This window comes from Pseudomonas sp. PA-4-8C (assembly GCF_021606625.1).
In the GTDB taxonomy this organism is placed as follows: domain Bacteria; phylum Pseudomonadota; class Gammaproteobacteria; order Pseudomonadales; family Pseudomonadaceae; genus Aquipseudomonas; species Aquipseudomonas lactis.
The window spans coordinates 32011-58264 of record NZ_WKCD01000009.1 but is presented as its reverse complement, the minus strand read 5'-3'; the positions used below and the strand labels follow the sequence as shown (position 1 = coordinate 58264).

Here is a 26254-nt window from a genome sequence, read left to right as displayed (position 1 = left end):
AAGCTCGCTAGACAGCCAACGATCAAGACCGCTGACCGCTCGCTGCGAGCAATTCCTTCAAGATCGTTGCCGGATCGGCCCGCTGTTGCTTGCGGTAGTTGCCGACATGGCGAACGAACAGTGTCGCGCGCGTCACCAGGCTCTTGCCGAGCACTGGCTTGCGATCCAACTCTTCCTTGATCCGTTGAAACTGCGCCTGGATCACCGCATCGGTGTAGCGCGTGCCGGTGGCCAGGTTGTCGATGTAAATCGCCACCGCGCCGTCCAACGCGCTGCGTCCATTGGTGATGGCCATGTCGAACAGCTGCGTGCTGGCCTCGTCCTTGCTGTCCACCGCCTGCTGGCGACTCTTCTGCAGGTTGGCCAGGCGGATGTTGTAGTTGCTGATGGTCTCGGCCACCAACGCCGCCGACTGGATCAAATTGCCCGCCGCTTCTTCGCGTTGCTGGGCGATCAGCGACACGTTGCGCTTGAGCTCTTCGTTGACCAGGCCCAGTTCGGCTTGCAGCTTGGGATCGACACTGGCGGCGATGATGCTGTCCAGGCGTTTGGTCGGGTCCTGGGCGTCGTCGATGGCGTCGGTCAGGGAGGCCAGGCGGCCTTCCTTCTGCCACTGGGCGAACAATTCCTTGTAACGCGAGCGCGGCGCCGACAACGCGCCAATCGCCACGCGAAAACCGGTGGTCTCGTTGCTTTGCTCGGTGCCATCAGCGGCAAACAGCGGGTATTCGCGGCGCATGCCGGTGAACAACGTGCCCTCGCCTTCCAGGTAGTTGCCGCCCTTGACCACAAAGCCGCCGTAGGTGCCCTGGCGGCGGCCGGCGTGGACCAGTTGGAAGGATTCCTGGACCATTTCCGCGGCGTTGCCGATCACGTCGAACATGCCGATGGGGTTAGGCAATTTGGTACCGATGGGCATCAACCGCGCCGCCTGGCCGGTGCCGCCGGCCACTTGGTTGAACACCGCGTAATCGGCCAGCGGGCCATCGCTTTCACTGCCTTCGGCGCGCCGTGGATACAGGCGGCCTTCGAGGTCCTGGCGGCTCACCGCCTGGCCGCCGCGTGCGGCGTACTCCCACTCCACTTCGGTGGGCAGGCGCACGAAGCCCAGGCCGCCGTCTTCGGCCGACGCACCGCGCCCGCTTACCGGCAGCAGTTCGCGGTGATATTTCATCAGCCAGGCGCTGTACACCGCCGAGAAACGCTCGGCTTCAAAGCGCGACAGCTTCACCTTGGGCAAACGCCCGGCCATGCCCGTGGGCGCCTCACATGCGGGAGCCGGTTCACCGCTGGCCAGGGATTGCGCCTGGGCCATCACCTGGGCGTATTGGCGAGCAGTCACTTCGTATTTACCAATGAAGTACAGCATGGGCTTGAGCGGGGTCTTGGCGTCGGTCTTCGGCATCTGCGGCGCGATGACCTTGCTCCAGTCCTTGGGCAAGTCCTTGAGGGTGAACTGGCCGTTGATGAAGTCGCGCCGGTAGCCGGAAATAAACGACTGCTGATAACCCGCCTCGCCTTCGGCAAAGGGGTAGCCCAGGTTGATTTCACGGTCATCCAGGGTGCCCTGGGCCAGAATGTAGGCGTAGCGGAATACCATGTTACCTTCGCAGGGCAGCGGCAGGCTCACGTCGTCCGGCAACGGCTTGGGGTTGTCGAGCTTGTCACTTGCCTCATCGGCCCAGGCCAGCGAGGCCAGGCTCAGCGCCACGCAGGCGCCCAGTAATTTATACATCTCTGATTCCTTCAGAAGCCTGGATACGTGCCACCCGCCAACCACCACAGGCGGCCGCCACGGCACTGACACCGAGCACCGCCACCAGGGCCAGGCCATAATGGCGCGCCAACAGGTGGCTGGCGTACTCGCCCGGCACCTGCACAAAAAGCTTGTTCAACGCCGCCTCAGCCAGGCCATACAGCCCAACGCTGAGCACAGCGGCAAAACCCGCGCTGTATAGCGCTTGCAGCAGCACAAACAGCAACAAGGCGGCGGTGGAAAACCCCAGCAGGCGCAACACCGAGAGTTCACGGTGCTTACGCGCTACCGCCGCCAGGGTGCCCGCGAAAATCGCCGCAAACGCCCCGGCCAACGCCAACCCGGCGATGATCCAGAACACAATCGACAGGTTGCGGCTCAACGATTGCACTTGAGCGATGGTGTGCGCCTGGGTTGAAACCAACAGGTTCTGCCCGGCGAAATACACCCGCAACGGTTCCACATCACTGAGGCTGCGCGCGTACAGGCGAAACGCCGGGTAGATACGCTGTTCGCTCACGCTCGCCGCTTCACCGGCCCAACCCAACGCCGGCACCGCACGGCCATCGCGATAATCTTCCGCTGCCTCCAACAACGCCAGATCGGCAAACAGGCCCTCGCGAACGAAGGCCTCCAGCGGCAACACCGCCAGCACCTGCAACCGCGTGCGCTGGGCCTCGACGCGCCCCGCCACTTGCCGCGCAAAGCTGGTTTCCAGCCAGTCACCGGGCCTTGCCGCGAGCTTTTCGGCGGCGGTATGGCTGAGCACGATCTGGTCCAGGCCGTGGGGCATCGGCAAGCCTGCCAACAGCGGGTCCCCTGCGGCAGTCGGCAGCATTTCCAAGGTCAAGGTGCCCACCTGCGCCGTGGCCGCAATTTGCCGTGTGCGCGGCACAGCAAAGGCCACATCGCTGCGCTCACCCAGTTGCGCGATAAACGCCGCGCTGAATCGGCCACCACCCAATGGGATGATTTCACGGCTGGCGGGGTCGGTCTCCAAGCGTTCGGTCAAACTGCTAACCAGTCCAAATTTCAGCCCGAATAACACCAGCAATGGCGCGATAACCGCTACCAGTGCCAACACCGAGCAGGCCGACAGCCACCCATCGTTGCGGTAGTCCTGCCAGGCGAGCGAGGCAACCAGGCCGATGCGCATCAGCACGCCTCCCCGAGGGTTGCGGTGACGCCGCCGTCTGGATCGCGCTGGCAACTGATACGCCGCACCTGCAAGCCACTGGCGCGGGCCAGCGGTTCGTCATGGGTGGCGATCACACAGGCCGTACGGTGTTCGCGGGCCTGGGCCAGCAGCGCCTGCATCACGCGCTCGGCGTTGAGCGGGTCCAGGGACGCCGTCGGCTCATCGGCCAGCACCAGTTGCGGCCCATGGGCCAGAGCCCGCGCGCAGCTGACCCGCTGGCGTTGGCCCACCGACAACGCCGCCGGGCGCTTGGCCAACTGATCGCTGATCTGCAACTGCTCAGCCAGGCGCGCCACCCGGCCGTCGTCCTGCAAGCCCAGCAGTTGGCGCGACAGCGCGATATTGCCGCGCACATCCAGAAACCCCAGCAAGCCTCCGGTCTGCGGCACATAGCCCAAGTGCTGGCTGCGCAACGCGGCCAGCGCCGATTGCCGGTCGGCACGCCACAGCGCGCCGATGTCCTGTTGGTTGAACGCAAACTGCCCCACCTGATCCGGCGCCAACACCAGCGCCAGCAGGTCGAGCAAGGTGCTCTTGCCGCAACCGCTGGGGCCGACAATTGCCAGTTGTTCACCCGCGCCCAGCTGCAACGCAGGGATCACCAGGCTGTAGCGCTGGCTACCGAGGCCCCGGCTCTTATGCACCGCGCTCAGGTTCAGCATTACGGCAGTGTCGACAGTGGCACGCGGTACAACGCATCGCCCGGTTCGGCATCGCCGAAACGGACCCAGTTGACCACGTCGTTATGGAAGGTTTCATACAGGCGGATTTTCGAATCCAGCTCGTCGATAAAGTCTTCCTGCTCGGCCACGCTCAATGACAACCACAGGTCCTGGGTCATGTTCAGCGACTTGCTGCGGTACGGCAGGCCCTCCAGGTATTCACCGAGCAGGCCGCCGTCAGCCAGGTTGCCGCCCTTGCGCAGGGCCTGCGGGTCACGGCTCATATAGGCCGAGGCGCTGGCGATTTCCTGGAAGAAATCCTTGGGCGAGCTTTGGGTCTTGCGCGCCGCATCCACGATCAACTTCAACGATTGTTGCAGGTCGTTGAGTTGCAGCTTGGTCAGCATCACGCACACCTGGAACGCTGGCAGCGCCGGGTTGGTCAGGTCACGATCAGCGGTCCAGGCGCTGACCAATTGCGGTGCCTGACTCGCGGTTTTGCGCCCGAGAAAGTCCATGTGCATGGCATAGCCGACGGCGGCGGACTTGTCCGCCAGACTCGGCGCAGCACTGAGCAACGGCACGGGCTGCGGCGTGTTGCTGCGCACCTGATGCACCAGGTTGGCGAACACCGTGCCGATCTCATCGACGCGCTCACCCAGCTTGCGCACATCGCCCCCTGGCACTGGCGTGTACAGGTCGCCGATCTGCGGGTTGGCGTCGGCGGTGAGGACGCGGTACTGGCTCTCGGCGCCGGCATGGGTTTTCTTGCCGGCGTCGGTGCGCAGGTGCAGCGCGTAGATTTTGATCTGCTTGCCCAGCGCCGCCTGGCGCACTTCGGCTTCGTTCATCTGGGTGGCGGCGAACGGGTCGTTCTTGCGCAGCGCGCCGGCATCGGAGACCAGCAGGATGATGCGCCCGCCGTAGCCGGACCAATCCATGCCGTCCACCGCCTGCATCACCCCGGCAAACGCGTCTTCGTTGAACGAGTGGCTGGACACCGTCGACGCTTTGACCTGGCGCGCCATATCCAGGAAGCGCTGCGGATCGCGGCCTTGGTCGAGGGTAATGAGGGTCTTGGCGACATACTCAAGGCCCGGGGTTTTCTGGATGCTGCTGCGAAAGCCGACCATGCCGAAGCTGACGCTGTCCAACTCGCCACGCTCGGCAATACGGGTTTGTAGCTCATGCACCACGTCGCGAATCTGGTCGATGTAGGGCTGCATCGACACGGTGGTGTCCACCACCAGCACCACGGCCGTGCGGAACGCGTCGGCATTCGCGCTGAGCGTCGGGCTGGCCGGTCTGGCAGCGGCGCGGCTGCCTGGGTCGATGGAGGCCACGTTGAGCAACTGCACCGGCTGGCCGTTGTCGTCGAAGCTCTCTTTGGAATCGAAGATCGGCAACAGGTAGAACTCGTTCTGCGGCACCGCGCTGGCGGTGGGTTCCAGGGCCAGGACTTGCTGGTTGTCTTCTCGGTTGTTCTGCGCCTTGGCCAAGGCGCTTTTCGCTGCAGCAGGGTCAGCCAGTAGTTTTTCCACCTCACCGGGCTGGCGCAGGAACATCACGGGCGCCCGGCCTGAGCGCTCGGTGAACTTGAGCACCAGGCTTTGTTTCCAGTCGCTGACCTGGGAGGCCGGCAGCCAACCGTCGCTGCGACCATCGGTGGCGGCGCCGACGCGTACCCACGGGCTGCCGTCGACGTCTTTGCGCTGGTACACGTAGAGCACGGAAAACGCCGGCAGCGCTTTACCCGGCGAGCTCCCTGCGTCCGCTGAAAGCTGGGCGCCGGGTTTGCTGAGTACGCGCTGGAACAAGGTTTTCTTGCCTGCCATCAGCAACGGGCGTTGACCGCCATCCACTTCAGCGACAGCCACCGCTGGCGTCACCTTGGGCACCACGGCGGCTGGCGGCGGGGCCGGTTCATCGCCGCCGCTCAACCACCAGTAGCTGGCGCCACCAATGGCCAACGCGACGGCGACCGCCACGGCGGCCAAGGCCAATACCGGACCACTGCGCTGCTCGGACGGGGCATTGTGCTGGGTCGGCGTGACCACCGGTTGGCGCACTATTGGCTGCGGCTGCGGTTTATCCGTCGGAATGTCGATGGTAACAGGCGTGATGCCCGCCAGATCAACGCTCAATGGAATCGGCAGCGGCCGTACCAGCGTGGCATCCGATTCATCCGCCGGCAGTTGATCCAGCGCCAACAACAACGCTGCCGCATCCGGATAACGCTCCGCCGGGTCCTTGGCCAACAACTTGCGCAGCACACCCTGGTAGCGCCCGTGATGCACCGGCAATTCCGGCAACGGCTCAGTCAGGTGCGCCAGCGCAGTGGAAAGCGCATCGGTGCCGCTGTAAGGCAGCTTGCCGACGAGGATTTCGTACAAAACCACACCGAGTGCGTAGAGATCGGCGCGCCCGTCGATCTCCTGGCCCCGCGCCTGCTCGGGGCTCATGTAGCTGGGTGTACCCACGGCAAACCCGGCCTGGGTGAATTGGGTGCGGTCGTCCAGCGACTTGGCGATACCAAAGTCGGACAGTACTGCCGTGCCATCGGCCCGAAACAGAATGTTCGCCGGCTTGACGTCGCGGTGCACCAGCCCTTGGGCATGGGCATAGCCCAGGGCCGAAGCAATCTGGCGGATCAGCGTCACGCCCTGCTCCGGGGTCAGCCCAGCAGCAATGCGCTCCTTGAGCGTGCCGTTGGGCAGGTATTCCATGGCCATGTAATACAGCTCACCGACGTTGCCGATGTCATGGATGGTCACCGTGTGCGGGTGCGACAAGCGCGCCAGGGTCTTGCCCTCGCGCAGGAAGCGTTCGCAGAAACTCGGGTCGGCTGCCAGCGCTGCCGCCATCACCTTCAGCGCCACTTTGCGCTCCAGCGAACGCTGGGTCGCCAGGTACACGCTGGCCATGGCGCCTTCGCCAATCTCGCCCTCGATGTCATAACCCGGAATCACGATGTTCATGACGAGACCTTCACGACGAGGGTGGTGATGTTGTCTGGTGCGCCGCGATTGAGCCCCAGGTGCACCAGGCTGCGCACGATTTCATCCGGTGCGTCATGGCTGAGCACCTCGCGGATTTCGTGGTCTTCGACGGTTTTGTTGAGGCCATCGCTGCACAGCAGGTAGCTGTCGCCGGGGGCGATCAACAGGTCCACTGAAGCGACGTCCAACTGGGCCTCCACGCCGATGGCGCGGGTGACGATATTGGAGCGCGGGTGGGTGCGGGCGTCGGCTTCGCTGAGCAGGCCGCTGTCTTGCAGGTCTTGCACGTAGCTGTGGTCGCGGGAAATGCTTTCCAGCACGCCGTCGCGAAGGCGGTACAGGCGGCTGTCGCCGGCCCACAGGCACACCCCGCGCAAGCCGCGCGCGGCGAACACCACCACGGTGCTGCCCATCATGGTTACGCCTCGGTTGGCGGTTTCTTCGCGCACGGCCGCGTTGATGCGCAGCAGGTCATTGCGCAGCGCCGCCGAGTATTCGTCCAGGGAACGGCCCAGCGGCACATGGCGCAGGCTGTCGACGATCAAGCTGCTGACATAGTCCCCCGCCGCGTGCCCGCCCATGCCATCGGCCACCACCCACAGGCGGTTTTCCGGCAGGTCCAGAAAGGCATCTTCGTTGACTTGGCGAACCATGCCCACATGGCTTTTGCTCGCGGATTCGTACGTCACGCCCATCTACACCACACCTTCTTGTCCGAGCAAAAACTGCGCAAAATCGCTGGCAGCAGGCAGGCCCTGGCACCGTAATAAACCAGGGGAGATACGCTGCGAACCTCGCCCCCACCACAGGCTTGCGCCCTCGCACGCCTGTTCAGCCAGCGCGGTCATACGCTGGTGCGGCACGGTGGCTGCCACCCTTTGCAGGCCGGCGAAACGGCTGTCCACCGCCCGCGGCTCGCTGGCCGGCACACCCAACTCGTCGAGCCCGGCGTTGAAGCTTTCGAAGGTCGCGCCGCTGTCGAGGGTGCTGAGCAACAAGGTTTCAGCCTGCTCGAACCAGGCGTCCGAACCGCCCACCAGCGACGCCGGGTTGGTGTTGTGATCCAGCAAGGTCACCACCGCCAGCGGAAAATACCGCCCGACCCGATCAATGCTCGGCATCACCACGCCCGCCGCCGCATCCGGCCCGCACACGCCCGGCGCCAGCACAAAGCGCCACAACGGGCTGACCAGGTACGCATTCAGCCAGTCAGCGCCGAGGCTGTTCTGGCTGGCGAGCAAACCCGCAGCCAGCCAGCTGTCCCACGGGCCGATAAAGCTCTGGGGCAAGGCGCGGCTGACAAAGTCGCCGCGGCTGGCCAACTTGCCGTAAAAACCCAGGGCCGTCATAGCCGCTCCGGCAGGCTGAAGCCGCTGAGCACGCGGCTCTTGAATGGGTTGAACGCACTGTTGGCGCGCAACTCGTAGGCGATGCTCGCGCCATCGACCCGCAGGCGCAGGTTGAAACGGTCCGGCGAGTTGCCTGCGGTGAGGTCTGATTGCTCCAGCAGACGGAACCAGGCCCACGGGCCGTCCAGAGTGATGCCGGAGCGACCACTGGCCGACGGCGGCATGATGGAAATACGCACCACGCCAATGCTGCCGGGGTTCGGCCATTGCATCGCCACCGGGCGGCTCGGGCCGTGGTCGTAGCTCAGTTGCTGGCCGTCCAGGTCGAGCAGGAACTGGGTGATGGTGGGGTCCATCGACACCGGCTTGAGCTCGAAACGCACGATCGGCTGGGTGCCACCGGAGCGGAAGAACGCGTCCCGAATTGTCGCCGCACGCTGGAAGGTTTGCAGCACGCCAGGAGCAATCCCCAGCTTCTGCGCCGCCCCCGGTTGCCAGCGCCAGGTCTGTGCCGACGTGTCCACATAGGGTTGCAGGTATTTGCGGAAGTAGTTGTCCATCACCCCGCCCACGCCGAAGAACTGGCCGAAGTCATCCAGGGTGGCGTCCCGTGCACTGCCCGGTGACATCGGGTAGCGCCCGGCCAACGACTGGCGATACACGTTGACCACTTCACTGACCCAGGCCGCGTTCAGCTGGTTACGCACCCCGCCCATCATGCTGTTGGTGGTGGAATTGACCACCGACTTGACCATGCCCTGCACCAGCGGCGGCTGGCGCTCGGCGTTCAGGCTGACCCGTGTGGCCGCAGCCGCCGCCTGGTTCTTGGCCTCGCCGAGCAAGGCATCGCCGCTGGCACCGACCATGGCGCTGACCTGCACATACAGTGCATTCATGTCCGACAGCAGGCCGTCGATGGCCGCCGGTTCACCTTCGTTTTTACTCACGGTGCTGTTGAGTTCGGCAAAGTGCGCGGTCACTGGATCATCCGCCGGCGCCGGGGCATTCGCCGTCGGTTGCGCCTCGCCCAGCAAGCTGCCGAGGCGTTCCTTGAGCTTGTCCACGCCGCCTTCCACCGGTACGCCTTTGGCGGCCAGTTGGCGTTCTTCGGCTTGCAGGTCGGTTTCCCTGGCAACCGCCACCAGCAGCTTTTTCAGCGGCGAGGTGGGACCGGAAATCACCCGCAGCACATCGGCGGCCTGGGCCACGCTGGTGATCGGCACAAAGTCGATGTCAGCGAGCAACGCGTCCCACTGGCGCTGGTAATCCTGGAAGTACAAGCGGCGCACGTCGGCGGCGAGGCTCACCACGTTCTGCTGGTCGGCCTGTTCATGGCCCAGCACCCATTGCTCTTCGGCCAGGGTGCCGGTCTGGTTCAGGCTGCTGAGCAAGAACGCCTGGCGATAGCCCTTGGTGGTAAAGAAACCACTCAACGGCTCACCCAACGGCTTACCGCTCTTGCGGCTGAACACCAGTGCGGCATCGCGACCGGCGGCCTCGTTGATGCGAAAGTCCGGGATACCTTCGGGCAGTTTCTGGCGCTTGACGCGGTCGTACACGCGCTGGGCTACCGGCAATTGCTGCAACTGCCGACGCAGATCGTCGATCAGACGTGGGTCCAGGCGCGCGTTCGGCGGGTGGCGTTCGAACAGCGCCTGCAAGTGCCCGGCCAGGGCCTGACGCTGGTCGGCCGGCAGGTCGCGGGGCAGGTTGCGGTCCCAGTCCAGGGCGATCCAGGCCTTGATGAAGTCCGGGTCATAATGCTCGGTGTCGGCGAGCATCAGGTAAGCCTTGAGGCCCTCGTAGAGAAAGTCCGAGTTGCCGCCGCCGTGCAGTTGCTCTTCGATACGCGTCACCAGGCGTGGCGCGAACACGGCGATCAACAGTTTGCGGTACACGCTGGCGGACTCGGCTTCGAGCATATCGCCCTGGTACAGCCCCAGCCCTTCGGACCAGCTCGGTGAATCCCCCGCCAGGTTCTTCACGGCGTTGAGCAACGGCAGCACGGCGAGCACTTCCCGCTGTGCCGGGCTCAGGTTCTGGACGGTCTGGCCCAGGGGCGCGACCTTCTGATCGACCTGGGCGATATACGCCTGGTTGGCGCGATAGCTTACCCACCACAGGCTGCTGACCACCACCACCAGCGTGACGGTGGCCGCCAGTACGCCACGGGCGATCCACTTGCGGCGCCGCTCGACTTTCGGGTTCACCCCCACCAGGCCGCGCTCTGCAAAGGCCACGGCGGTGAAGAGTTTTTCGATGAAGTAACTGCGCCCAGTGCCGCTCTGGCGCGCCAGGTGCTGGCGGTCCAGGTTCATGCTCTGGGCCATGGCACCGATCAGGCGGTCAATCGGGCTGCCTTCCTGGGTGCCGCTGGTGAAGTACACGCCACGCAGCAACACGCGCTCTTCAAAGGCATTGGGTTTGAACACGCCTTCCAGGAAGCTTTGCAGGCAATCTTTCAACGCGCCGAACTGTTGCGGGAAGCCGTAGATCAGGTCGCGCCGTGCCGGGTCGCGTTCCTGTTGCAAGCGCTCGACCAGGCGTTCGTTGAGGCGCTGCTCCAGGCCGGCGAATTCGCTTTGCAGGTGCGCCAGCGGGCTGTCGCTGTTTTTGCCGTCGTCCAGGGCAAAGGTCATGCCCCACACCTGGGCGCGCTCTTCCTTGCTCAGGTTGTCGAAGAACTCCATGAAGCCCGGCACCAGGTCGAGCTTGGTGAGCATCAGGTAGATGGGGAAACGCACGCCCAGCTGCGTATACAGCTCCTGGATGCGCAAGCGAATCGCGGCGGCATGGGCAGCGCGCTCGGCGTCGGTGCCCAGCAGCAGATCCGAGAGGCTGATGGCGATAAACGCACCGTCGATAGGCCGGCGCGCACGCTGCTTTTTCAGCAGGTCGAGAAAGCCCAGCCAGGCGGCTTTATCCACCGTGGAGTTGCTGTCCTGGGTGGTATAGCGGCCAGCGGTGTCGAGCAATACGGCCTGGTCGGTAAACCACCAGTCGCAGTTGCGCGTGCCCCCCACGCCGCGCACCGCACCGGCGCCCAATTGCGCCGCCAGCGGGAAATGCAGCCCGGAATTGACCAGCGCGGTAGTCTTGCCCGAGCCCGGCGGACCGATGATCACGTACCACGGCAACTCGTAGAGGTTGCGGCGCTCATCGCCGCCCAGCTTGGCTTTTTTCAGCAGTGCCAGGGCTTCGTCCATACGCTGGCGCAGCGTGGACAGTTCTTCGGCAGTCGCGACGCTGTTGGGGTCGACCGGGGTTTCTGCGGCCAGGCTGCGCATCACTTCGGCGGCCTGGCGACGGGCCTGGATGATGCGAAACACGCGATAGGCCACCCACAGCGCAAACACCAGCACGATCAGCGCCCAACGGCGCCCTTCGGGCACCAGCACGTCCAGCAGCGGGCCAACAAACCAGATGATCAGGCTAAGGGCAATCAGGCCCAGCACGGGAATCACCCAGCGAATCATGAAACTGAAAAACGCCTTCACTCGACGCCCTCCGCCAATACGGTGATTTCAACCCGACGATTGCGGGCACGGCCTTCGGCAGTACTGTTTGTGGCCAACGGCTCGGTGTCGCTGCGGCCTTCGGCACTGAAGCGCTCGGCCTGGCCGGTCTTGGCCGCGAGAATTTCCAGCACCGACTTGGCCCGGGCTTCGGACAGCGCCCAGTTGGACGGGAAGCGCAACGTGGCAATCGGGCGATTGTCGCTGTGCCCGGTGACACGCACCTGGCCCTTGACCTTGCGGATGGCGTCAGCGATGCGCAGCATCAGCGGCTGGTAGTCATCGACGATGCTGGAGCTGGCCGAGGCGAACAGCTCATCGCCACGGATGGTCACGACAGAGCGGTCAACCTTGTCTTCCACCGCCACGCGGCCGGCCTTGATGTCATCGGCCAGGAACCCGGCCAGGCGCGGGCGCTCAATCACTTTGGGCTGCGCCACCGGACGGTCGATGGCCTGCACCGGGATCTCGCCCAGGGCATGGATGTTCTTGAACACCGGCTCGGCGTCCGAGGCCAGCTTCAGGCGCAGACCGAACAGCAACGCCAACAGCAGCGCCAAGCCAATCGCCACGGCGATCCACGGCGGCATGAATTGCGCCAGGCGATCACGGGCCACGGTCACACCGCGCCAGTGCGGTGACAACTCACGCTCGTGTTCGCCACGGGCGCTGCGAATCGCCGCGGCGGTGCGCTCGCGCAAGGCTTCCAACTGGCTGCGCCCGTCAGTCATCACGCGGTAACGCCCTTCAAAACCCAGGCACATGCACAGGTACAACAGCTCCAGCAGGTACAGACGCTCCCGTGGGCTTTGCAGGCAGTGGTCAAGCAACTGGAAAACCTTTTCGCCACCCCAGGCTTCGTTGTGCACGGTGATCAGCAGGCTCTGTTTACCCCAATCGCTGGTGCTGCCCCACGGCGTGCTCAGCACCGCTTCATCCAAGGCGGTGCACAGCGCGTAACGGGCCAACAGCACTTCATTGCGTGCCACACCGGCGGCTTCGGCGCGTTCTTCGAACTGGCGCAGGTACGCCAGCAACTGCGCACGCAGGCTGGCCGGCGCGGGGTGGGCGATGGTGTTGCGCAGCCGCGTCAACAACGCCAGCAACGGGCCGGCGGCGCTTTCCAGCGGGTTGAGGCCCTGGCTCTTGCCGGTGAGGATCGGCGCAGCCGGCATCGACAGCGGCGCAGGTTCGGCACGCGAGGGTGCAGGCTCTCGGCCACCCGGGCGCGGCATGAACTGGGTGCGGTCATCATCATTGGGATGCATCGCCAATTATCCTCGGATCGCCCAGAAGGCCAGGTTCAAGCCCGGGAACTGCCCGGCGATATGGAAGGCGAAACCGCCGGAATTGTTCAGCTGCTGCCAGTGCTCGCTGCCACGGTCCAGCTCGTAGTAGGTGCTGCCGGCGTGGTAAGGCAATTGGCGTGGCGCCACCGGCAATGGCAGCAGGCCGATGCCCGGCAGTTGCAGGTTGACCATGTCGCGGATGTGCTCCACCGAGCCAACCTTGCTCTGCTGGCCGAAACGCGCACGCAGGGTTTCGCCGGGCACATCGGCGCGCACCACGAGGATGAAACTGGCGTTGTCGAGCAGGGTCTTGTCGGCCAGCATCGCCACATGGATGCCGTAGGCCTTCTCCACAATCGGGATCGGCGTGGCCTTGCTGTCGATCAGCATCGACAGCGCTTCACGCAGGGCCGCCATCACCGGCATGAAACTCAGGGCCAGGTCATCGTGCTGATACTGCGGGTATTCCTGGGGGCGACGGCTGGAGGTTGAGAAGGTGGAAAACTCACCGGCCAGGCTGACCAGTTCGCTGAAAAAGCGCTCCGGATGCAACGGGCTCAACTGGCTGAAGTGCTGGATCAGCGGCTGGGCGCGGTTGACCAGTTGCAGCAGCATGAAGTCGGCGATCTCCGAGGCACCACCGGCACCCGAAGCCACCACGCGACCGGCCAGCGCTTCGCCACGCTGGTGCAACAGGCCCAGCAGTTCGCTGCGAAAGGCCGTCAGCGGTTTGCTCGCAGCCACGTCCAGCACCGGCGGGATGTAGGTGTCATCGAGCACCAATGCGCGGTCGGCGCGTTTTTCCTTGATGCGTACCAGGCCGATGGCGGCGTAGTCGCTGATGCCATCCTGCGCTGTCAGCAGGCGCAATGCCCGCGACCCCACCGCCACCGGTGCACGGTTTTCGAACGGGGCGTTGTCGTCGCGCACTTCGCGCACCTGGCTCACGTAGCGCGCCGCTTCCAGGGCTTCACCCTCGTCCACCGTGTCACGGGCGCCGGCGCGCTTGAGCGGCAGGGCCAGGTACACCAGGCCGTCGCGCAGGTTGTCGTCGATATTCAACGGGCTCGGCGCCAGGTCGTCCTGGGGAATATTGAACGGCGTGCCATCGGGCAGCAGGCCGCGAGCCGACACGATCGCCAGCTTGCCCTGGGCCAGCAGGCCCTGGTCGATCAGCAACTCGGAGAACCCCCAGGCACCCGCCGACAACGGGCGGCTGCGGGCGTCGATCAGGTTTTCCAGGTAACGGTCATGCTGCTGGAAGTGCTGCGTTCCGATGAACATGCCTTCCGACCAGACCACGCGATTGTTCCAGGACATGGGGGCTCCGATTGCTTGTTATTGGGCTGGGCTGGATGGGGAAGCCACGACGTCGGCGCGCACGGCATGCACGTCGAGGCTGATCTGGTATTCGCTGTATTGGCGCGGCGGCACGTTGATGACCGTGCGCCATTGCGCACGGTCCAACTCGCGGTAGCCCACCAGCAGGCCGATCTGGCGCGTGGACGGGTCGAGGTCGCGCTGCACGCTCAGTTGTTGGCCGGGCTGCACCATCACTTCGTCCTGGTCCAGCAGGTCGAGGCCGAGGGTCGATTGCGCACGGTCCGCCAGGGCGAAGTAATCGGAGCGTGAAAAGGTAGCGGCGTTTTTCAATTCGAAAATGCGCACCCGCACCGGCGCGGCCTGGCCGTTGGCACCGGGGTTAAGCCCAGCAATCGCGTGAAAGTGCAATTCGACGGCGGCCGTGTCGGCTTCGGCCTCGGCAGCCGCCTGGGGTTTGACCGCGTCGTTGGCACACGCCGTCAGCAGCAGCGCGGTAGCGGCTGCGAGTAAAAACCTGGGAATCATCCTGCGTCCTCAATGACGTATTTAGCTATCCGTTTTATCCATTAATGCGAGGCGTTTTCAGCCTCGCTGTCGTGCACTGTGTTCTTCGTAGGCCCGGCTGAATTCGCGACCGAACAGGTCCTGGAAATCGTCCTGGGCCTCGCGGGAAATGTTGCTGTAGAGCTCGGTGAACTGCTGCCAGTACTGGGCCTGGCGCGAACCGTTGAAAAGACTCGAGAGGCCGCCGGGCTTGCCCATGCGCTCCTCCAATTGCGCCGGTTCAAAGCGCGCGAGCAGGTGCTTGATCGCCGCTTCCACGCCAGCCATCACGGCCAACTGGTGGGCGCGCAGGTCGTCGAAACTGTCACGTACGGCGAGGTCCGGCGCCATGAATGCCTGGTTGCCATGACGCAGCAACAGCAGTAACGCTTCATCGGCATTCGGGGCGAATTTCAATGGGTTGTTTTCGGCGGGGCGGATCATCGTCTGCTGCATGCGGAACTCGCCCTTGAGGCTGGCACGCGCACGCAATACGTCGATCAAGCCCTCGACCATCAGCCGATAGCTGCGGCCGATGCTTTCCATCTGCGCGCAGGCGTCGGCTTTGTCCAGGCGCAACTGGTCCAGGCCCGCACCCCGTAGGAAGGCTTGCAGGAGGTCCGGTTGTGGCTCGGCATTGGCCACGGGGAGCGCAACAGGCTCAACCACAGGTGGCGGCGGGATGATCGGGTCTGGGGCGGGCGCAGCATTGACCACGGGCGCGGGCGCGTCGCCGAACAGGTCCCAGTCTTCGGGAATCACCGAGCCTTGCACCGCCGGCTTTTCGGGCGCCGGTACGGCCACTGGAGCCGGGGGGCGAAAATCGTGTTGCTCGGATGGCACATGGTCCGCCACGGTGGGCGGCGGCACGGCGGTGGGGCTGAGGAAGTCGAACAGGTCTGGCAGGGTTTCCATGGCCGAGGCGCCCTGGAACTGCGGCGCGATCATCGGCGTGGGCGCAGGCGAGCTCGCCACGGCGCCCATCAGCGCTTCAAAGCTATTGGGTGAGTCACCGGCAAAGGGCTGGCTGTCGATGGCCTGCACGTTGAAGTCGATGCGCGCCTGGATTTCGTAATCACCGATGCGGATCAACTCACCGTCTTGCAACGGCTCGCTGTTACCGCGACGCATACGAATACCCGCCTTGACCAATTCCACACCATTGGTGCTGTTATCGGTCAAGTAGTAACGGCCATCTTTGTATTGAATAACGCAATGTTGCGAAGAGACGAGACGCTCGGGGTCGGGCAATACCCAGTCATTGTCAGAACTGCGGCCAATAGCCATCACGCCCTGATCCATGGACTTTTCGGGGCATTGCCCAGGGGTGATCTTGTGATAACTAGTGATAGTCAAACACAGCGACATCTTGCCTCCTTGCTGATACATCGCGCGCAGCCTACCCAGGAGGCTGTGCCGCCCTGGAAAGTCCCGTCCTGTCGTACAAACGACCGCCAAAATCTGCTTTTACCAGCATGATCGCTGATCTTAACTGGCTTCCATGACAAAAATCCGCTCTGGGCGCGCCTTTCGACCCGCCAGTCGCGCAGGTTGTTAAACACCGCACATCTGTCACAGAGGGCGAATAGCTTACCTTGACAAGCCATAAGTACTACACCAAAAATGCACAACTTCTTGAACATCAGTGATGGCGCAGTAGTGGCACGCTGAGTATATGACCAAGAAAACATGCAAAGTTCATTACGCAACTAGTGCATGCATTGCCCGCCGTCCAGCGGGCCGATAAGGAGATCGAATTCAGTGGATGTGCCGTTGCTGCTCACCGCCGTTTCCGCGACGTCACCCTGTGGCGAAGACATGGAATATGACGCGCAATTTCTGCAGTTGGAACGTGATGCCAAGGGCCAACCCGAACGCAGCATGGGCGACTCGATCCTGCCCGCTGAGCCGCCCGAGTGGCGCAGCATCCAGCAGCAAAGCCTCGACCTGTTGCAGCGCAGCAAAGACCTGCGCATCACCCACTTTCTGCTGCAAAGCACCCTCGCCCTCCAGGGTGTGGCCGGGCTGGCCGAAGTCCTCACGCTGATCGACGCCTTGCTGCGCCAATACTGGGCCGAGCTGCACCCGCGCCTGGATGCCGACGATGACAACGACCCCACCGTGCGCATCAACGCCCTTACCGGCCTGACCTGCGAGACCAATATTCGTCTGCTGCGCGAAAGCATCCTGACGCGCTCGCGCACCTTCGGGCCCGTGACCCTGCGCGCAGCGCTCAACGCCAGCGGCCTGCAGAGTTTCGCCGATGAGCAGTTGGGCAACCAGCAACTCAACGCCGCGTTCCTGGACAGCGACCCCGAACAACTGCAAGCCACCCGTGACGCCTTGAGCGCGGCGCGTGCGGCGTGCGAGGCCATTGAGCAACAGGTCAATGACCAAGTCGGTTCCGCCCAGGGCGTGGACCTCAGCGCCTTGAAGCAGCCGCTCAAACAGGCCCTGCAACTGCTCAATCAAGCGGTGCCAGGCACCGACAGCAGCAGCGATCCCGAGGCCGTCAGTGAAGACAATGCCCCCTCGGTCGATAACGCCGCCGCGCCCGCAGCTCCTCGCCCTTCTGGCGACATCGCCACCCGCGACGATGTGCTGCGCAGCCTCGACAAAATCCTCGCGTACTACACCCGCCACGAGCCTTCGAGCCCGCTGCCGGTGTTGTTGAACCGAGCCAAGAATCTGGTGCATGCCGACTTTGCGGCCATCGTGCGCAATCTGATTCCCGATGGCATGTCCCAATTTGAAAACCTGCGCGGCCCCGAAAGCGAGTAAGCCGCCGGACCGTGCAGTAACAACACCGTCGCTCAAGCGACCAGGAGCAGCAACGTGGCGAAGCAAAGTTCTCAGAAATTCATCGCGCGCAACCGTGCGCCTCGAGTGCAGATCGAGTACGACGTCGAGCTTTACGGCGCCGAGAAAAAGGTCCAGCTGCCCTTCGTAATGGGCGTGATGGCCGACCTCGCCGGCAAGCCTGCCGAGCCGCTGGCACCCGTGGCCGACCGCAAGTTCCTTGAGGTGGACGTCGACAACTTCGACTCACGCCTCAAGGCCATGCAGCCACGCGTCGCGTTCCACGTACCCAATGAGCTGACAGGCGAAGGCAACCTGAGCCTGGACATCACCTTCGAAAGCATGGACGACTTCAGCCCGGCCGCCGTGGCGCGCAAGGTCGACTCCCTGAACCAGCTGCTCGAAGCCCGCACCCAATTGGCCAACCTGCTGACCTACATGGACGGCAAGACTGGCGCTGAAGAAATCATCATGAAGGCGATCAAGGACCCGGCATTGCTTCAGGCACTTGCCAGTGCGCCCAAGCCTGCAGGGGAGCAGTAATCATGACGGACAATACCGCCCGCGAAGGCAGCCAGATCCTGGGTACCACCGAAGAAGCCAGCGAGTTCGCGAACCTGCTGCTGCAAGAATTCAAACCCAAGACCGAGCGTGCCCGCGAAGCCGTTGAAACCGCGGTGCGCACCCTGGCCGAACAGGCCCTGGCGCAAACCGACCTGGTGTCCAACGACGCGATCAAGTCGATCGAATCGATCATCGCCGCCATCGACGCCAAGCTCACCGCCCAGGTCAACCAGATCATCCACCACCAGGACTTCCAACAACTGGAAAGCGCCTGGCGTGGCCTGCATTACCTGGTCAACAACACCGAGAGCGATGAGCAACTGAAGATTCGCGTGCTCAACATCTCCAAGCCAGACCTGCACAAGACCCTGAAGAAATTCAAGGGCACCGCGTGGGACCAGAGCCCGATCTTCAAGAAGATGTACGAAGAAGAATACGGCCAGTTCGGTGGCGAACCGTACGGCTGCCTGGTGGGTGACTACTACTTCGACCAGTCGCCGCCCGACGTGGAACTGCTGGGCGAACTGTCGAAAGTCTGCGCCGCCATGCACTCGCCGTTCATCGCGGCGGCCTCGCCGACCGTGATGGGCATGGGCTCGTGGCAGGAACTGTCGAACCCACGCGACCTGACCAAGATCTTCACCACCCCGGAATACGCCGGCTGGCGCTCGCTGCGTGAATCGGAAGACTCGCGCTACATCGGCCTGACCATGCCGCGCTTCCTGGCACGCCTGCCGTACGGCGCCAAAACCGACCCGGTGGAAGCCTTCGCTTTCGAAGAAAACACCGACGGCGCCGACAGCTCCAAGTACACCTGGGCCAACGCCGCCTACGCCATGGCGGTGAACATCAACCGTTCGTTCAAGCACTACGGCTGGTGCTCGCGCATCCGCGGCATCGAGTCTGGCGGTGAAGTGGAAAACCTGCCGGCCCACACGTTCCCTACCGATGACGGTGGCGTGGACATGAAGTGCCCGACCGAAATCGCCATCAGCGACCGCCGTGAAGCGGAACTGGCGAAGAACGGTTTCATGCCGCTGCTGCACAAGAAAAACACCGACTTCGCCGCGTTCATTGGCGCCCAATCGCTGCAAAAGCCTGCCGAATACGACGACCCGGACGCCACCGCCAACGCCAACCTGGCCGCGCGCCTGCCGTACCTGTTCGCCACCTGCCGTTTCGCCCACTACTTGAAGTGCATCGTGCGCGACAAGGTCGGCTCCTTCAAAGAGAAGGACGAAATGCAGCGCTGGTTGCAGGACTGGATCCTCAACTACGTCGACGGCGACCCGGCACACTCCACCGAAACCACCAAGGCCCAGCACCCGCTGGCAGCCGCCGAAGTGATCGTGGAAGAAGTCGAAGGCAACCCGGGGTATTACAACTCCAAGTTCTACCTGCGCCCGCACTATCAGCTTGAAGGGCTGACGGTGTCGTTGCGCCTGGTATCGAAGCTGCCTTCGGCAAAAAGCGCATAAGTAACGGTTGAGCTAGCTCGTTCCCACGCTCCGCGTGGGAATGCCGCCCGGGACGCTCTGCGTCCCGGTGACGCGTAGCGTCACAGGATGCGTTACCACGCAGAGCGTGGGAACGATCACCCAATCAAGTGGCATGAGCCACACAGGGAGAAAACATGGCTGTTGATATTTTCATCAAGATCGGCGACATCAAGGGCGAGTCCATGGACAAGGCCCACAAGGACGAAATCGATGTGTTGAACTGGAGCTGGGGCATGTCCCAGTCCGGCAACATGCACGTCGGCGGTGGCGGTGGTGCGGGCAAGGTGAATATCCAGGACCTGTCGTTGACCAAGTACGTCGACAAGGCTTCGCCCAACCTGATGATGCACTGCGCCAGCGGCAAGCACATCGACAAGGTCAAGCTGACCGTGCGCAAGGCCGGTGGCGAGAGCCAGGTCGAGTACATGGTGATCAACCTGGAAGAAGTGCTGGTCACCTCCTTGAGCACCGGCGGTTCGGGCAGCGATGATCGCCTGACCGAAAACGTCACCCTGAACTTCGCCCAAGTGATGGTCGACTACCAGCCGCAGAAAGCCGACGGCACCAAAGACGGCGGCGCGATCAAGTTTGGTTGGAACATCCGCTCCAACACCAAACGCTGATAGCCCTTGTGGCCGTGGCCCGGTGCCACGGCCATTGTGTCCCTCTCTCAACCCGTCCGTGGAGCTGCTTTGGTGGTAACTGAAATCGCTTCCCGCGACCGTCTGCAACCGTCCCTGCTGGACCGGTTGACCGACGACGACCCGACCAACCCCAAGGAAAGCGCCGACAAACGCGTGCTGTCCCTGACCCAATTGAAGGCCTCGGTGCTGCGTGACCTGGCGTGGTTGCTTAACACCACCTCGTTACTCGATACCGATGCCACGCTGCACACCCCGGCCGGTACATCGGTGGTCAATTACGGCCTGCCGGCACTGGCGGGCAACAGCGCTTCGAGCGTCGATATCAAAGCCCTGGAAGCCTTGATTTACCAGGCAATCGCCACCTTCGAGCCGCGTATTTTGCGCCACACATTGCGGGTCAAGGCGCGCATGGGCCATGGCGAGATGAATCACAACGCCCTGAGTTTCGAGATTGAAGGCGACCTGTGGGCACAGCCGGTGCCGTTGCGTTTGCTGTTGCAGACCGACGTGGACCTGGAGTCCGGCCATGTGCGCGTGCTCAATGCCGACCAGCGGAGACGCCCATGAACCCGCGCCTGCTGGAGCTGTACAACCAGGAACTGCACCATGTGCGCGAAAGCGCCGCCGAGTTCGCCAAGGAATACCCGAAGATCGCCAGTCGGCTGACCCTGTCCGGTATGGACTGCGCCGACCCATACGTCGAACGTTTGCTTGAAGGCTTCGCCTATCTCACCGCCCGCGTGCAGCTCAAGCTCGACGCCGAGTACCCGACCTTCACCCACAACTTGCTGGAAATCGCCTACCCGCACTACCTGGCACCGACGCCGTCGATGACCGTAGTGCAACTGCAGACCGACCCCGATGAAGGCTCCCTGGCCGGCGGTTTCCCGCTACCCCGTGACACCGTGCTGCGTGCCGCCCTGGGCCGTGAAACCCAGACCTGCTGCGAGTACCGCACCGCGCACCCGGTGACGCTGTGGCCGTTGCAGGTCAGCAACGCCGAGTACTTCGGCAACCCCGCAGCCGTGCTCGGCCGCCTGGCCGCCAGCGAACCGAAAGCCAAGGCCGGCCTGCGCCTGACCCTGCGCACCGGTGCCGAGCTGCCGTTCAACAGCCTCGACCTGGATACCTTGCCGCTGTACCTGAGCGGCGCCGATGAACAACCGTTTCGCCTCTACGAACAACTGCTGGGCAATGCCTGCGCGGTGTTTGCGCGCCAGCCCGGTGGCGATTGGGTCGAGCGCCTGCCCCAGGGCGCGTTGCGCTCGCGGGGGTTCGATGATGCCGATGCGGCCATGCCGGTGGTGGCGCGGGCGTTCCAGGGCTATCGCCTGTTGCAGGAATACTTTGCCCTGCCCCATCGCTTCCTGTTCGTTGAGTTCGCCGAGTTGAGCCGTGCAGTCAAACGGTGTGACGGCCAGGAGCTGGAACTGATCGTGCTGTTCGACCGCCACGAACCGAGCCTGGAAGGCAGTGTCGGCGCGGCGCAGTTCTTGCCGTTCTGCACGCCCGCCATCAACCTGTTCCCCAAGCGCGTGGACCGCATCCACTTGTCCGACCGGGTCAATGAACACCACGTGATCGCCGACCGTACGCGGCCGATGGATTTCGAGATTCACTCGTTGAGCGGCATCACCGGCCATGGCACCGGGCCGGAGCAGCCGTTCTTGCCGTTCTATGCGGTGCGCGATCCGTCGCGCTATGGCCGCGACCAGGCCTATTACAGCGTGCGCCGCGAGCCGCGGGTGCTGTCCAGCGATCAGCGCCGCAATGGCCCACGCTCCACTTATGTGGGCAGTGAAACCTTCGTCAGCTTGGTGGACAGCCGCCAGGCGCCGTATCGCCATGACCTGCGCCAACTGGGCGTGACGGCGCTGTGTACCAACCGCGACCTGCCGCTGTTCATGAGCGTGGGCAACGGCAAGACCGACTTCACCCTGGCCGATAGTGCGCCGGTGCTGGCCGTGCGGTGCGTCGCCGGGCCAAGCCGCCCGCGTGCCAGCCATGCGCATGACGCCAAGGCCTGGCGCCTGATCAGCCAGTTATCGCTCAACTACCTGTCCTTGAGCGAACAGGGCCAGGGCGCCGGCGCCTTGCGCGAACTGCTGCGCCTATACGGCGACAGCAATGACGCCGCCCTGCAATTGCAGATCGAAGGTCTGCGCGAAGTCAGCAGCAAGGCGGTGACCCGACGCCTGCCGATGCCTGGCCCGATTGTGTTTGGTCGCGGCCTGGAAATCACCTTGGAGTTCGATGAAAACGCGTTTCGCGGCACCGGCGTGTTCCTGCTCGGTGCAGTGCTGGAGCGCTTCCTGGCACGCTACGTGTCGATCAACAGCTTTACCGAGACGGTGATCCGTACCACCGAACGCGGCGAGATCATGCGATGGAAAGCCAAGCCCGGACGGCGTCCGACCCTGTGAGAACCCTGGACGCGATGCACCAGGAGCCCTGGGAATATGACTTTTTCCAGGCATTGCGGCGCATCGAGTGCGAAACGCCCGAGCTGCCACGCCTGGGCCATTCCCTGCGCCTGGCCGATGATCCGCTGCGCCTGGGGCAGCAGGCCGATTGCACCTTCGCACCCGCCACCCTTGCCTCGGTCGAGCCAGGAGGCGATGGCAAGCCGGCGCGGTTGGAGCAGTTCTTCTTCGGCCTCGGCGGCCCCAACGGCCCGCTGCCGCTGCACATCACCGAGTACGTGCGCGAGCGCCAGCGCAACAACGCCGACAGCACCAGCAAGCAGTTCTTGGATGTATTCCACCATCGCCTGCTGACCCTGTTCTATCGGGCCTGGGCCGAGGCGCGGCCAACGGTCAGCCATGACCGCCCGGACGATGACTACTGGTCCGCCCGCCTCGCCGCCCTGAGTGGCCGCGGGATGCCGAGCCTGCTCAATCAAGGGCTGATCCCCGATACCGCGAAGCTGCATTACAGCGGCCATCTGTCGGCGCAAACCCGCTACCCGGATGGCTTGAAAGCGATCCTGGGCGAGTACTTCGGCCTGCCGGTAGAGATCGAGGAATACGTCGGCCAATGGCTTGAACTGCCCGAACGCAGCCGCGTGGGGGTCAGCGCCAACCAGTTGGGCGTGGACTTCTGCCTGGGCAGCCACGTATGGGACCGCCAGCACAAATTCCGCATCCGCCTGGGCCCGCTCACGCTGGATAACTACATGGGCATGCTGCCCGGCCAACAGCCGTTCAACGAGCTGGTGGCGTGGGTGGCCGAGTACCTGGGCCATGAATTGGACTGGGACTTGAACCTGGTTTTGCAACAACCCGAAGTACCGGCGCTGCAACTCAACGGCCAGTTCCGCCTGGGCTTCAACACCTGGCTCGGCCAACCTGCGCATGACGCCAACGACCTAATCCTGGCCCGGCATTACGCCGACCACGCCACCACCTCAAGGAATCCAGAGCATGGGTGAAATCAGTCGCGCCGCACTGTTCGGCAAACTCAACAGCGTGGCCTACAAAGCCATCGAAGCCGCCACCGTGTTCTGCAAATTACGGGGCAATCCGTATGTGGAACTGGCCCACTGGTTTCACCAGTTGCTGCAACTGCAGGACTCCGACCTGCACCGCATCATCCGTCAGTTCAACGTGGAGCCGGCGCGCCTGGCCCGCGACCTCACCGAAGCCCTGGACCGCCTGCCGCGCGGCTCCACATCGATCACCGACCTGTCCTCCCATGTGGAAGAGGCCGTAGAGCGCGGCTGGGTGTATGGCAGCCTGATGTTCGGCGAAAGCCAGGTGCGCACCGGTTATCTGGTGCTGGGCATCTTGAAGACACCGAGCCTGCGCCATGCGCTGCTGGGCTTGTCCGGCGAGTTCGACAAGATCAAGGCCGAGGCCTTGAGCGAGCGCTTTGATGAATACATCGGTGACTCGCCGGAAAACGCCTTGAGCGCCAGCGACGGCTTCAATGCCGGTGTCCCTGGCGAGGCCAGCGGCGCCATGGCGCCCAGCGCGATGGGCAAGCAGGAAGCGCTCAAGCGTTTCACTGTGGACCTGACCGAACAGGCCCGCAGCGGCAAGCTCGACCCCATCGTGGGCCGTGACGAGGAGATTCGCCAACTGGTGGATATCCTCATGCGTCGGCGCCAGAACAACCCGATCCTCACCGGTGAAGCCGGGGTGGGCAAGACCGCCGTGGTCGAAGGTTTCGCCCTGCGCATCGTCGCCGGTGACGTGCCGCCTGCACTCAAGGATGTGGAGTTGCGCAGCCTTGACGTGGGCCTGTTGCAAGCCGGCGCCAGCATGAAAGGCGAGTTCGAACAGCGCCTGCGCCAGGTCATCGAAGACGTGCAGGCCTCGCCCAAGCCGATCATCCTGTTTATCGACGAAGCCCATACCCTGGTGGGTGCCGGTGGCGCCGCCGGCACCGGTGACGCGGCCAACCTGCTCAAGCCTGCCCTGGCCCGTGGCACCTTGCGTACCGTGGCTGCCACCACTTGGGCCGAGTACAAAAAACACATCGAGAAAGACCCGGCCCTGACCCGCCGCTTCCAGGTGGTGCAGGTTGCCGAACCGTCGGAAGACAAGGCCCTGCTGATGATGCGCGGCGTGGCGTCCACCATGGAAAAACACCACCAGGTGCAGATCCTCGACGAAGCTCTGGAAGCCTCGGTGAAGCTCTCCCACCGCTATATTCCGGCGCGCCAGTTGCCGGACAAATCCGTGAGCCTGCTGGACACCGCCTGCGCCCGCGTCGCTATCAGCCTGCACGCTGTGCCGGCGGAAGTGGACGACAGCCGTCGCCGTATCGAGGCCCTGGAAACCGAGCTGCAAATCATCGCCCGCGAGCATGCGATCGGCATTGCCATTGGTGCGCGTCAAACCAATAGCGAAGCGCTGCTGACCGCCGAGCGTGAGCGTCTGGCCACGCTGGAAAGCCGTTGGGCTGAAGAAAAAGCCTTGGTAGATGAGTTGCTGGCTACCCGTGCCACCTTGCGCGAAAAAGCCGGTGTGGTGGACAGCGGCAACGATGAGTTGCGTGCACAACTGGTCGACCTGCAACAACGCCTTACCACCCTGCAAGGCGAAACCCCGTTGATCCTGCCGACCGTGGATTACCAGGCCGTGGCCTCGGTGGTCGCCGACTGGACCGGTATCCCGGTGGGCCGCATGGCGCGCAATGAGCTGGAGACTGTGCTCAACCTCGACCAACACTTGAAGAAACGCATCATCGGCCAGGACCACGCGCTGCAAATGATCGCCAAGCGCATCCAGACCTCCCGTGCTGGCCTCGACAACCCGAGCAAGCCGATTGGCGTATTCATGCTGGCCGGCACCTCGGGTGTGGGCAAGACCGAAACCGCACTGGCCCTGGCCGAAGCCATGTACGGCGGCGAGCAGAACGTCATCACCATCAACATGAGCGAGTTCCAGGAAGCCCACACCGTGTCCACACTCAAAGGCGCGCCACCGGGCTATATCGGCTACGGCGAAGGCGGTGTGCTGACCGAAGCGGTGCGGCGCAAGCCCTACAGCGTGGTGCTGCTCGATGAGGTGGAGAAAGCCCACCCGGACGTGCACGAGATTTTCTTCCAGGTGTTCGACAAGGGCGTGATGGAAGACGGCGAAGGCCGGGTGATCGACTTCAAGAACACCCTGATCCTGCTGACCACCAATGCCGGTACCGAACTGATCTCCCACGTCTGTAAAGACCCGGCGAACATCCCCGAGCCCGAGGAAATCGCCAAGGCCCTGCGCCAGCCGCTGCTGGAGATTTTCCCACCGGCCTTGCTCGGTAGACTGGTGACCATCCCGTACTACCCGCTGAGCGACGAGATGCTCAAGGCGATCACGCGCCTGCAACTGAACCGCATCAAGAAGCGCGTGGAGAATACCCACAAAGTCGCGTTCGAGTATGACGACGCCGTGGTCGACCTGATCGTCTCGCGCTGCACCGAGACTGAAAGCGGCGGGCGCATGATCGACACCATCCTCACCAACAGCCTGCTGCCGGACATGAGCCGCGAGTTCCTCACGCGCATGTTGGAAGGCAAGGCGTTGGCGGGGGTGCGGATCAGCAGTCGGGATAATGAACTGCACTACCAGTTCAACGATTGACCTGAAGAAACACGGTCAAAACTGTGGGAGCTGGCTT

At 63.7% G+C, this 26254-nt stretch carries 19 protein-coding genes; 8 read left to right on the top strand and 11 right to left on the bottom strand.

Going from position 1 to position 26254, the window contains the following annotated elements:
- Window positions 1–22: 22 nt before the first annotated feature.
- From GIW04_RS03365 to tagH, 11 genes are read right to left on the bottom strand one after another with little or no spacing between them, the layout of a single operon-like run.
- Window positions 23–1735: a formylglycine-generating enzyme family protein gene (locus GIW04_RS03365; RefSeq protein ID WP_120247449.1), complete on the bottom strand. Its 1713-nt coding sequence runs from the start codon at window positions 1733–1735 to the stop codon at window positions 23–25.
- Complete coding sequence (locus GIW04_RS03360) at window positions 1728–2912, bottom strand: FtsX-like permease family protein (RefSeq protein WP_120247448.1); 1185 nt, start codon at window positions 2910–2912, stop codon at window positions 1728–1730. The genes GIW04_RS03365 and GIW04_RS03360 overlap by 8 nt, the downstream gene beginning before the upstream one ends.
- On the bottom strand, window positions 2912–3616 hold the full coding sequence (locus GIW04_RS03355) for an ABC transporter ATP-binding protein (RefSeq protein WP_034134066.1): 705 nt from the start codon (window positions 3614–3616) through the stop codon (window positions 2912–2914). Before GIW04_RS03355 ends, GIW04_RS03360 begins: the two co-directional genes overlap by 1 nt.
- Window positions 3616–6594 (bottom strand): serine/threonine-protein kinase, encoded by a 2979-nt coding sequence (locus GIW04_RS03350; RefSeq protein WP_120247447.1) that lies wholly within the window; start codon window positions 6592–6594, stop codon window positions 3616–3618. The genes GIW04_RS03355 and GIW04_RS03350 overlap by 1 nt, the downstream gene beginning before the upstream one ends.
- The gene (locus GIW04_RS03345; protein ID WP_003195541.1) at window positions 6591–7310 is read right to left on the bottom strand and encodes a PP2C family protein-serine/threonine phosphatase; all 720 of its coding nucleotides are present in this window, start codon (window positions 7308–7310) and stop codon (window positions 6591–6593) included. Before GIW04_RS03345 ends, GIW04_RS03350 begins: the two co-directional genes overlap by 4 nt.
- Complete coding sequence (tagF, locus tag GIW04_RS03340; RefSeq protein WP_003195544.1) at window positions 7311–7964, bottom strand: type VI secretion system-associated protein TagF; 654 nt, start codon at window positions 7962–7964, stop codon at window positions 7311–7313.
- Complete coding sequence (gene tssM, locus GIW04_RS03335) at window positions 7961–11461, bottom strand: type VI secretion system membrane subunit TssM (RefSeq protein WP_120247446.1); 3501 nt, start codon at window positions 11459–11461, stop codon at window positions 7961–7963. Before tssM ends, tagF begins: the two co-directional genes overlap by 4 nt.
- The gene (locus GIW04_RS03330; protein ID WP_003195548.1) at window positions 11458–12747 is read right to left on the bottom strand and encodes a DotU family type VI secretion system protein; all 1290 of its coding nucleotides are present in this window, start codon (window positions 12745–12747) and stop codon (window positions 11458–11460) included. The genes tssM and GIW04_RS03330 overlap by 4 nt, the downstream gene beginning before the upstream one ends.
- 6 nt (window positions 12748–12753) lie before the next feature.
- Window positions 12754–14088 carry a type VI secretion system baseplate subunit TssK gene (gene tssK / locus GIW04_RS03325; RefSeq protein WP_003195550.1) on the bottom strand — a complete coding sequence of 445 codons (1335 nt, stop codon included), beginning with the start codon at window positions 14086–14088 and terminating at the stop codon, window positions 12754–12756.
- Between the two features lie 18 nt (window positions 14089–14106).
- On the bottom strand, window positions 14107–14616 hold the full coding sequence (gene tssJ / locus GIW04_RS03320) for a type VI secretion system lipoprotein TssJ (protein ID WP_003195552.1): 510 nt from the start codon (window positions 14614–14616) through the stop codon (window positions 14107–14109).
- A gap of 57 nt (window positions 14617–14673) precedes the next feature.
- A complete protein-coding gene (gene tagH, locus GIW04_RS03315; RefSeq protein ID WP_120247445.1) occupies window positions 14674–16002 on the bottom strand; it encodes a type VI secretion system-associated FHA domain protein TagH in 1329 nt (442 codons plus the stop codon).
- A gap of 393 nt (window positions 16003–16395) precedes the next feature.
- Here tagH and tssA point away from each other — a divergent pair, with 393 nt between their 5' ends.
- From tssA to tssH, 8 genes are all read left to right on the top strand, one after another.
- Window positions 16396–17415, top strand: coding sequence for a type VI secretion system protein TssA (tssA, locus tag GIW04_RS03310; protein ID WP_003195555.1), 1020 nt, complete (start codon window positions 16396–16398; stop codon window positions 17413–17415).
- A gap of 54 nt (window positions 17416–17469) precedes the next feature.
- A complete protein-coding gene (gene tssB / locus GIW04_RS03305) occupies window positions 17470–17976 on the top strand; it encodes a type VI secretion system contractile sheath small subunit (RefSeq protein ID WP_003195557.1) in 507 nt (168 codons plus the stop codon).
- A gap of 2 nt (window positions 17977–17978) precedes the next feature.
- Window positions 17979–19475 (top strand): type VI secretion system contractile sheath large subunit, encoded by a 1497-nt coding sequence (gene tssC, locus GIW04_RS03300; RefSeq protein WP_003195559.1) that lies wholly within the window; start codon window positions 17979–17981, stop codon window positions 19473–19475.
- Between the two features lie 155 nt (window positions 19476–19630).
- On the top strand, window positions 19631–20119 hold the full coding sequence (locus GIW04_RS03295; protein WP_003195562.1) for an Hcp family type VI secretion system effector: 489 nt from the start codon (window positions 19631–19633) through the stop codon (window positions 20117–20119).
- 72 nt (window positions 20120–20191) lie between these two features.
- Entirely contained in the window at window positions 20192–20707 is a 516-nt protein-coding gene (tssE, locus tag GIW04_RS03290; protein WP_003195563.1) for a type VI secretion system baseplate subunit TssE, read from the top strand.
- Entirely contained in the window at window positions 20704–22563 is a 1860-nt protein-coding gene (gene tssF, locus GIW04_RS03285; protein ID WP_003195564.1) for a type VI secretion system baseplate subunit TssF, read from the top strand. Before tssE ends, tssF begins: the two co-directional genes overlap by 4 nt.
- On the top strand, window positions 22527–23570 hold the full coding sequence (tssG, locus tag GIW04_RS03280; RefSeq protein WP_034134071.1) for a type VI secretion system baseplate subunit TssG: 1044 nt from the start codon (window positions 22527–22529) through the stop codon (window positions 23568–23570). Before tssF ends, tssG begins: the two co-directional genes overlap by 37 nt.
- Window positions 23563–26217, top strand: coding sequence for a type VI secretion system ATPase TssH (gene tssH / locus GIW04_RS03275; protein ID WP_003195568.1), 2655 nt, complete (start codon window positions 23563–23565; stop codon window positions 26215–26217). The genes tssG and tssH overlap by 8 nt, the downstream gene beginning before the upstream one ends.
- The last annotated feature ends 37 nt before the right edge of the window (window positions 26218–26254 follow it).

Coding starts and splice junctions, on each gene's coding strand:
- tagH (WP_120247445.1), bottom strand. CDS start 16,002: ATGTCGCTGTGTTTGACTATCACTAGTTATCACAAGATCACCCCTGGG.
- GIW04_RS03360 (WP_120247448.1), bottom strand. CDS start 2,912: ATGCGCATCGGCCTGGTTGCCTCGCTCGCCTGGCAGGACTACCGCAAC.
- GIW04_RS03330 (WP_003195548.1), bottom strand. CDS start 12,747: ATGCATCCCAATGATGATGACCGCACCCAGTTCATGCCGCGCCCGGGT.
- tagF (WP_003195544.1), bottom strand. CDS start 7,964: ATGACGGCCCTGGGTTTTTACGGCAAGTTGGCCAGCCGCGGCGACTTT.
- tssF (WP_003195564.1), top strand. CDS start 20,704: ATGAACCCGCGCCTGCTGGAGCTGTACAACCAGGAACTGCACCATGTG.
- tssH (WP_003195568.1), top strand. CDS start 23,563: ATGGGTGAAATCAGTCGCGCCGCACTGTTCGGCAAACTCAACAGCGTG.
- GIW04_RS03295 (WP_003195562.1), top strand. CDS start 19,631: ATGGCTGTTGATATTTTCATCAAGATCGGCGACATCAAGGGCGAGTCC.
- tssK (WP_003195550.1), bottom strand. CDS start 14,088: ATGTCCTGGAACAATCGCGTGGTCTGGTCGGAAGGCATGTTCATCGGA.
- tssG (WP_034134071.1), top strand. CDS start 22,527: ATGGAAAGCCAAGCCCGGACGGCGTCCGACCCTGTGAGAACCCTGGAC.
- GIW04_RS03365 (WP_120247449.1), bottom strand. CDS start 1,735: ATGTATAAATTACTGGGCGCCTGCGTGGCGCTGAGCCTGGCCTCGCTG.
- tssJ (WP_003195552.1), bottom strand. CDS start 14,616: ATGATTCCCAGGTTTTTACTCGCAGCCGCTACCGCGCTGCTGCTGACG.
- tssC (WP_003195559.1), top strand. CDS start 17,979: ATGACGGACAATACCGCCCGCGAAGGCAGCCAGATCCTGGGTACCACC.
- GIW04_RS03350 (WP_120247447.1), bottom strand. CDS start 6,594: ATGAACATCGTGATTCCGGGTTATGACATCGAGGGCGAGATTGGCGAA.
- GIW04_RS03355 (WP_034134066.1), bottom strand. CDS start 3,616: ATGCTGAACCTGAGCGCGGTGCATAAGAGCCGGGGCCTCGGTAGCCAG.
- GIW04_RS03345 (WP_003195541.1), bottom strand. CDS start 7,310: ATGGGCGTGACGTACGAATCCGCGAGCAAAAGCCATGTGGGCATGGTT.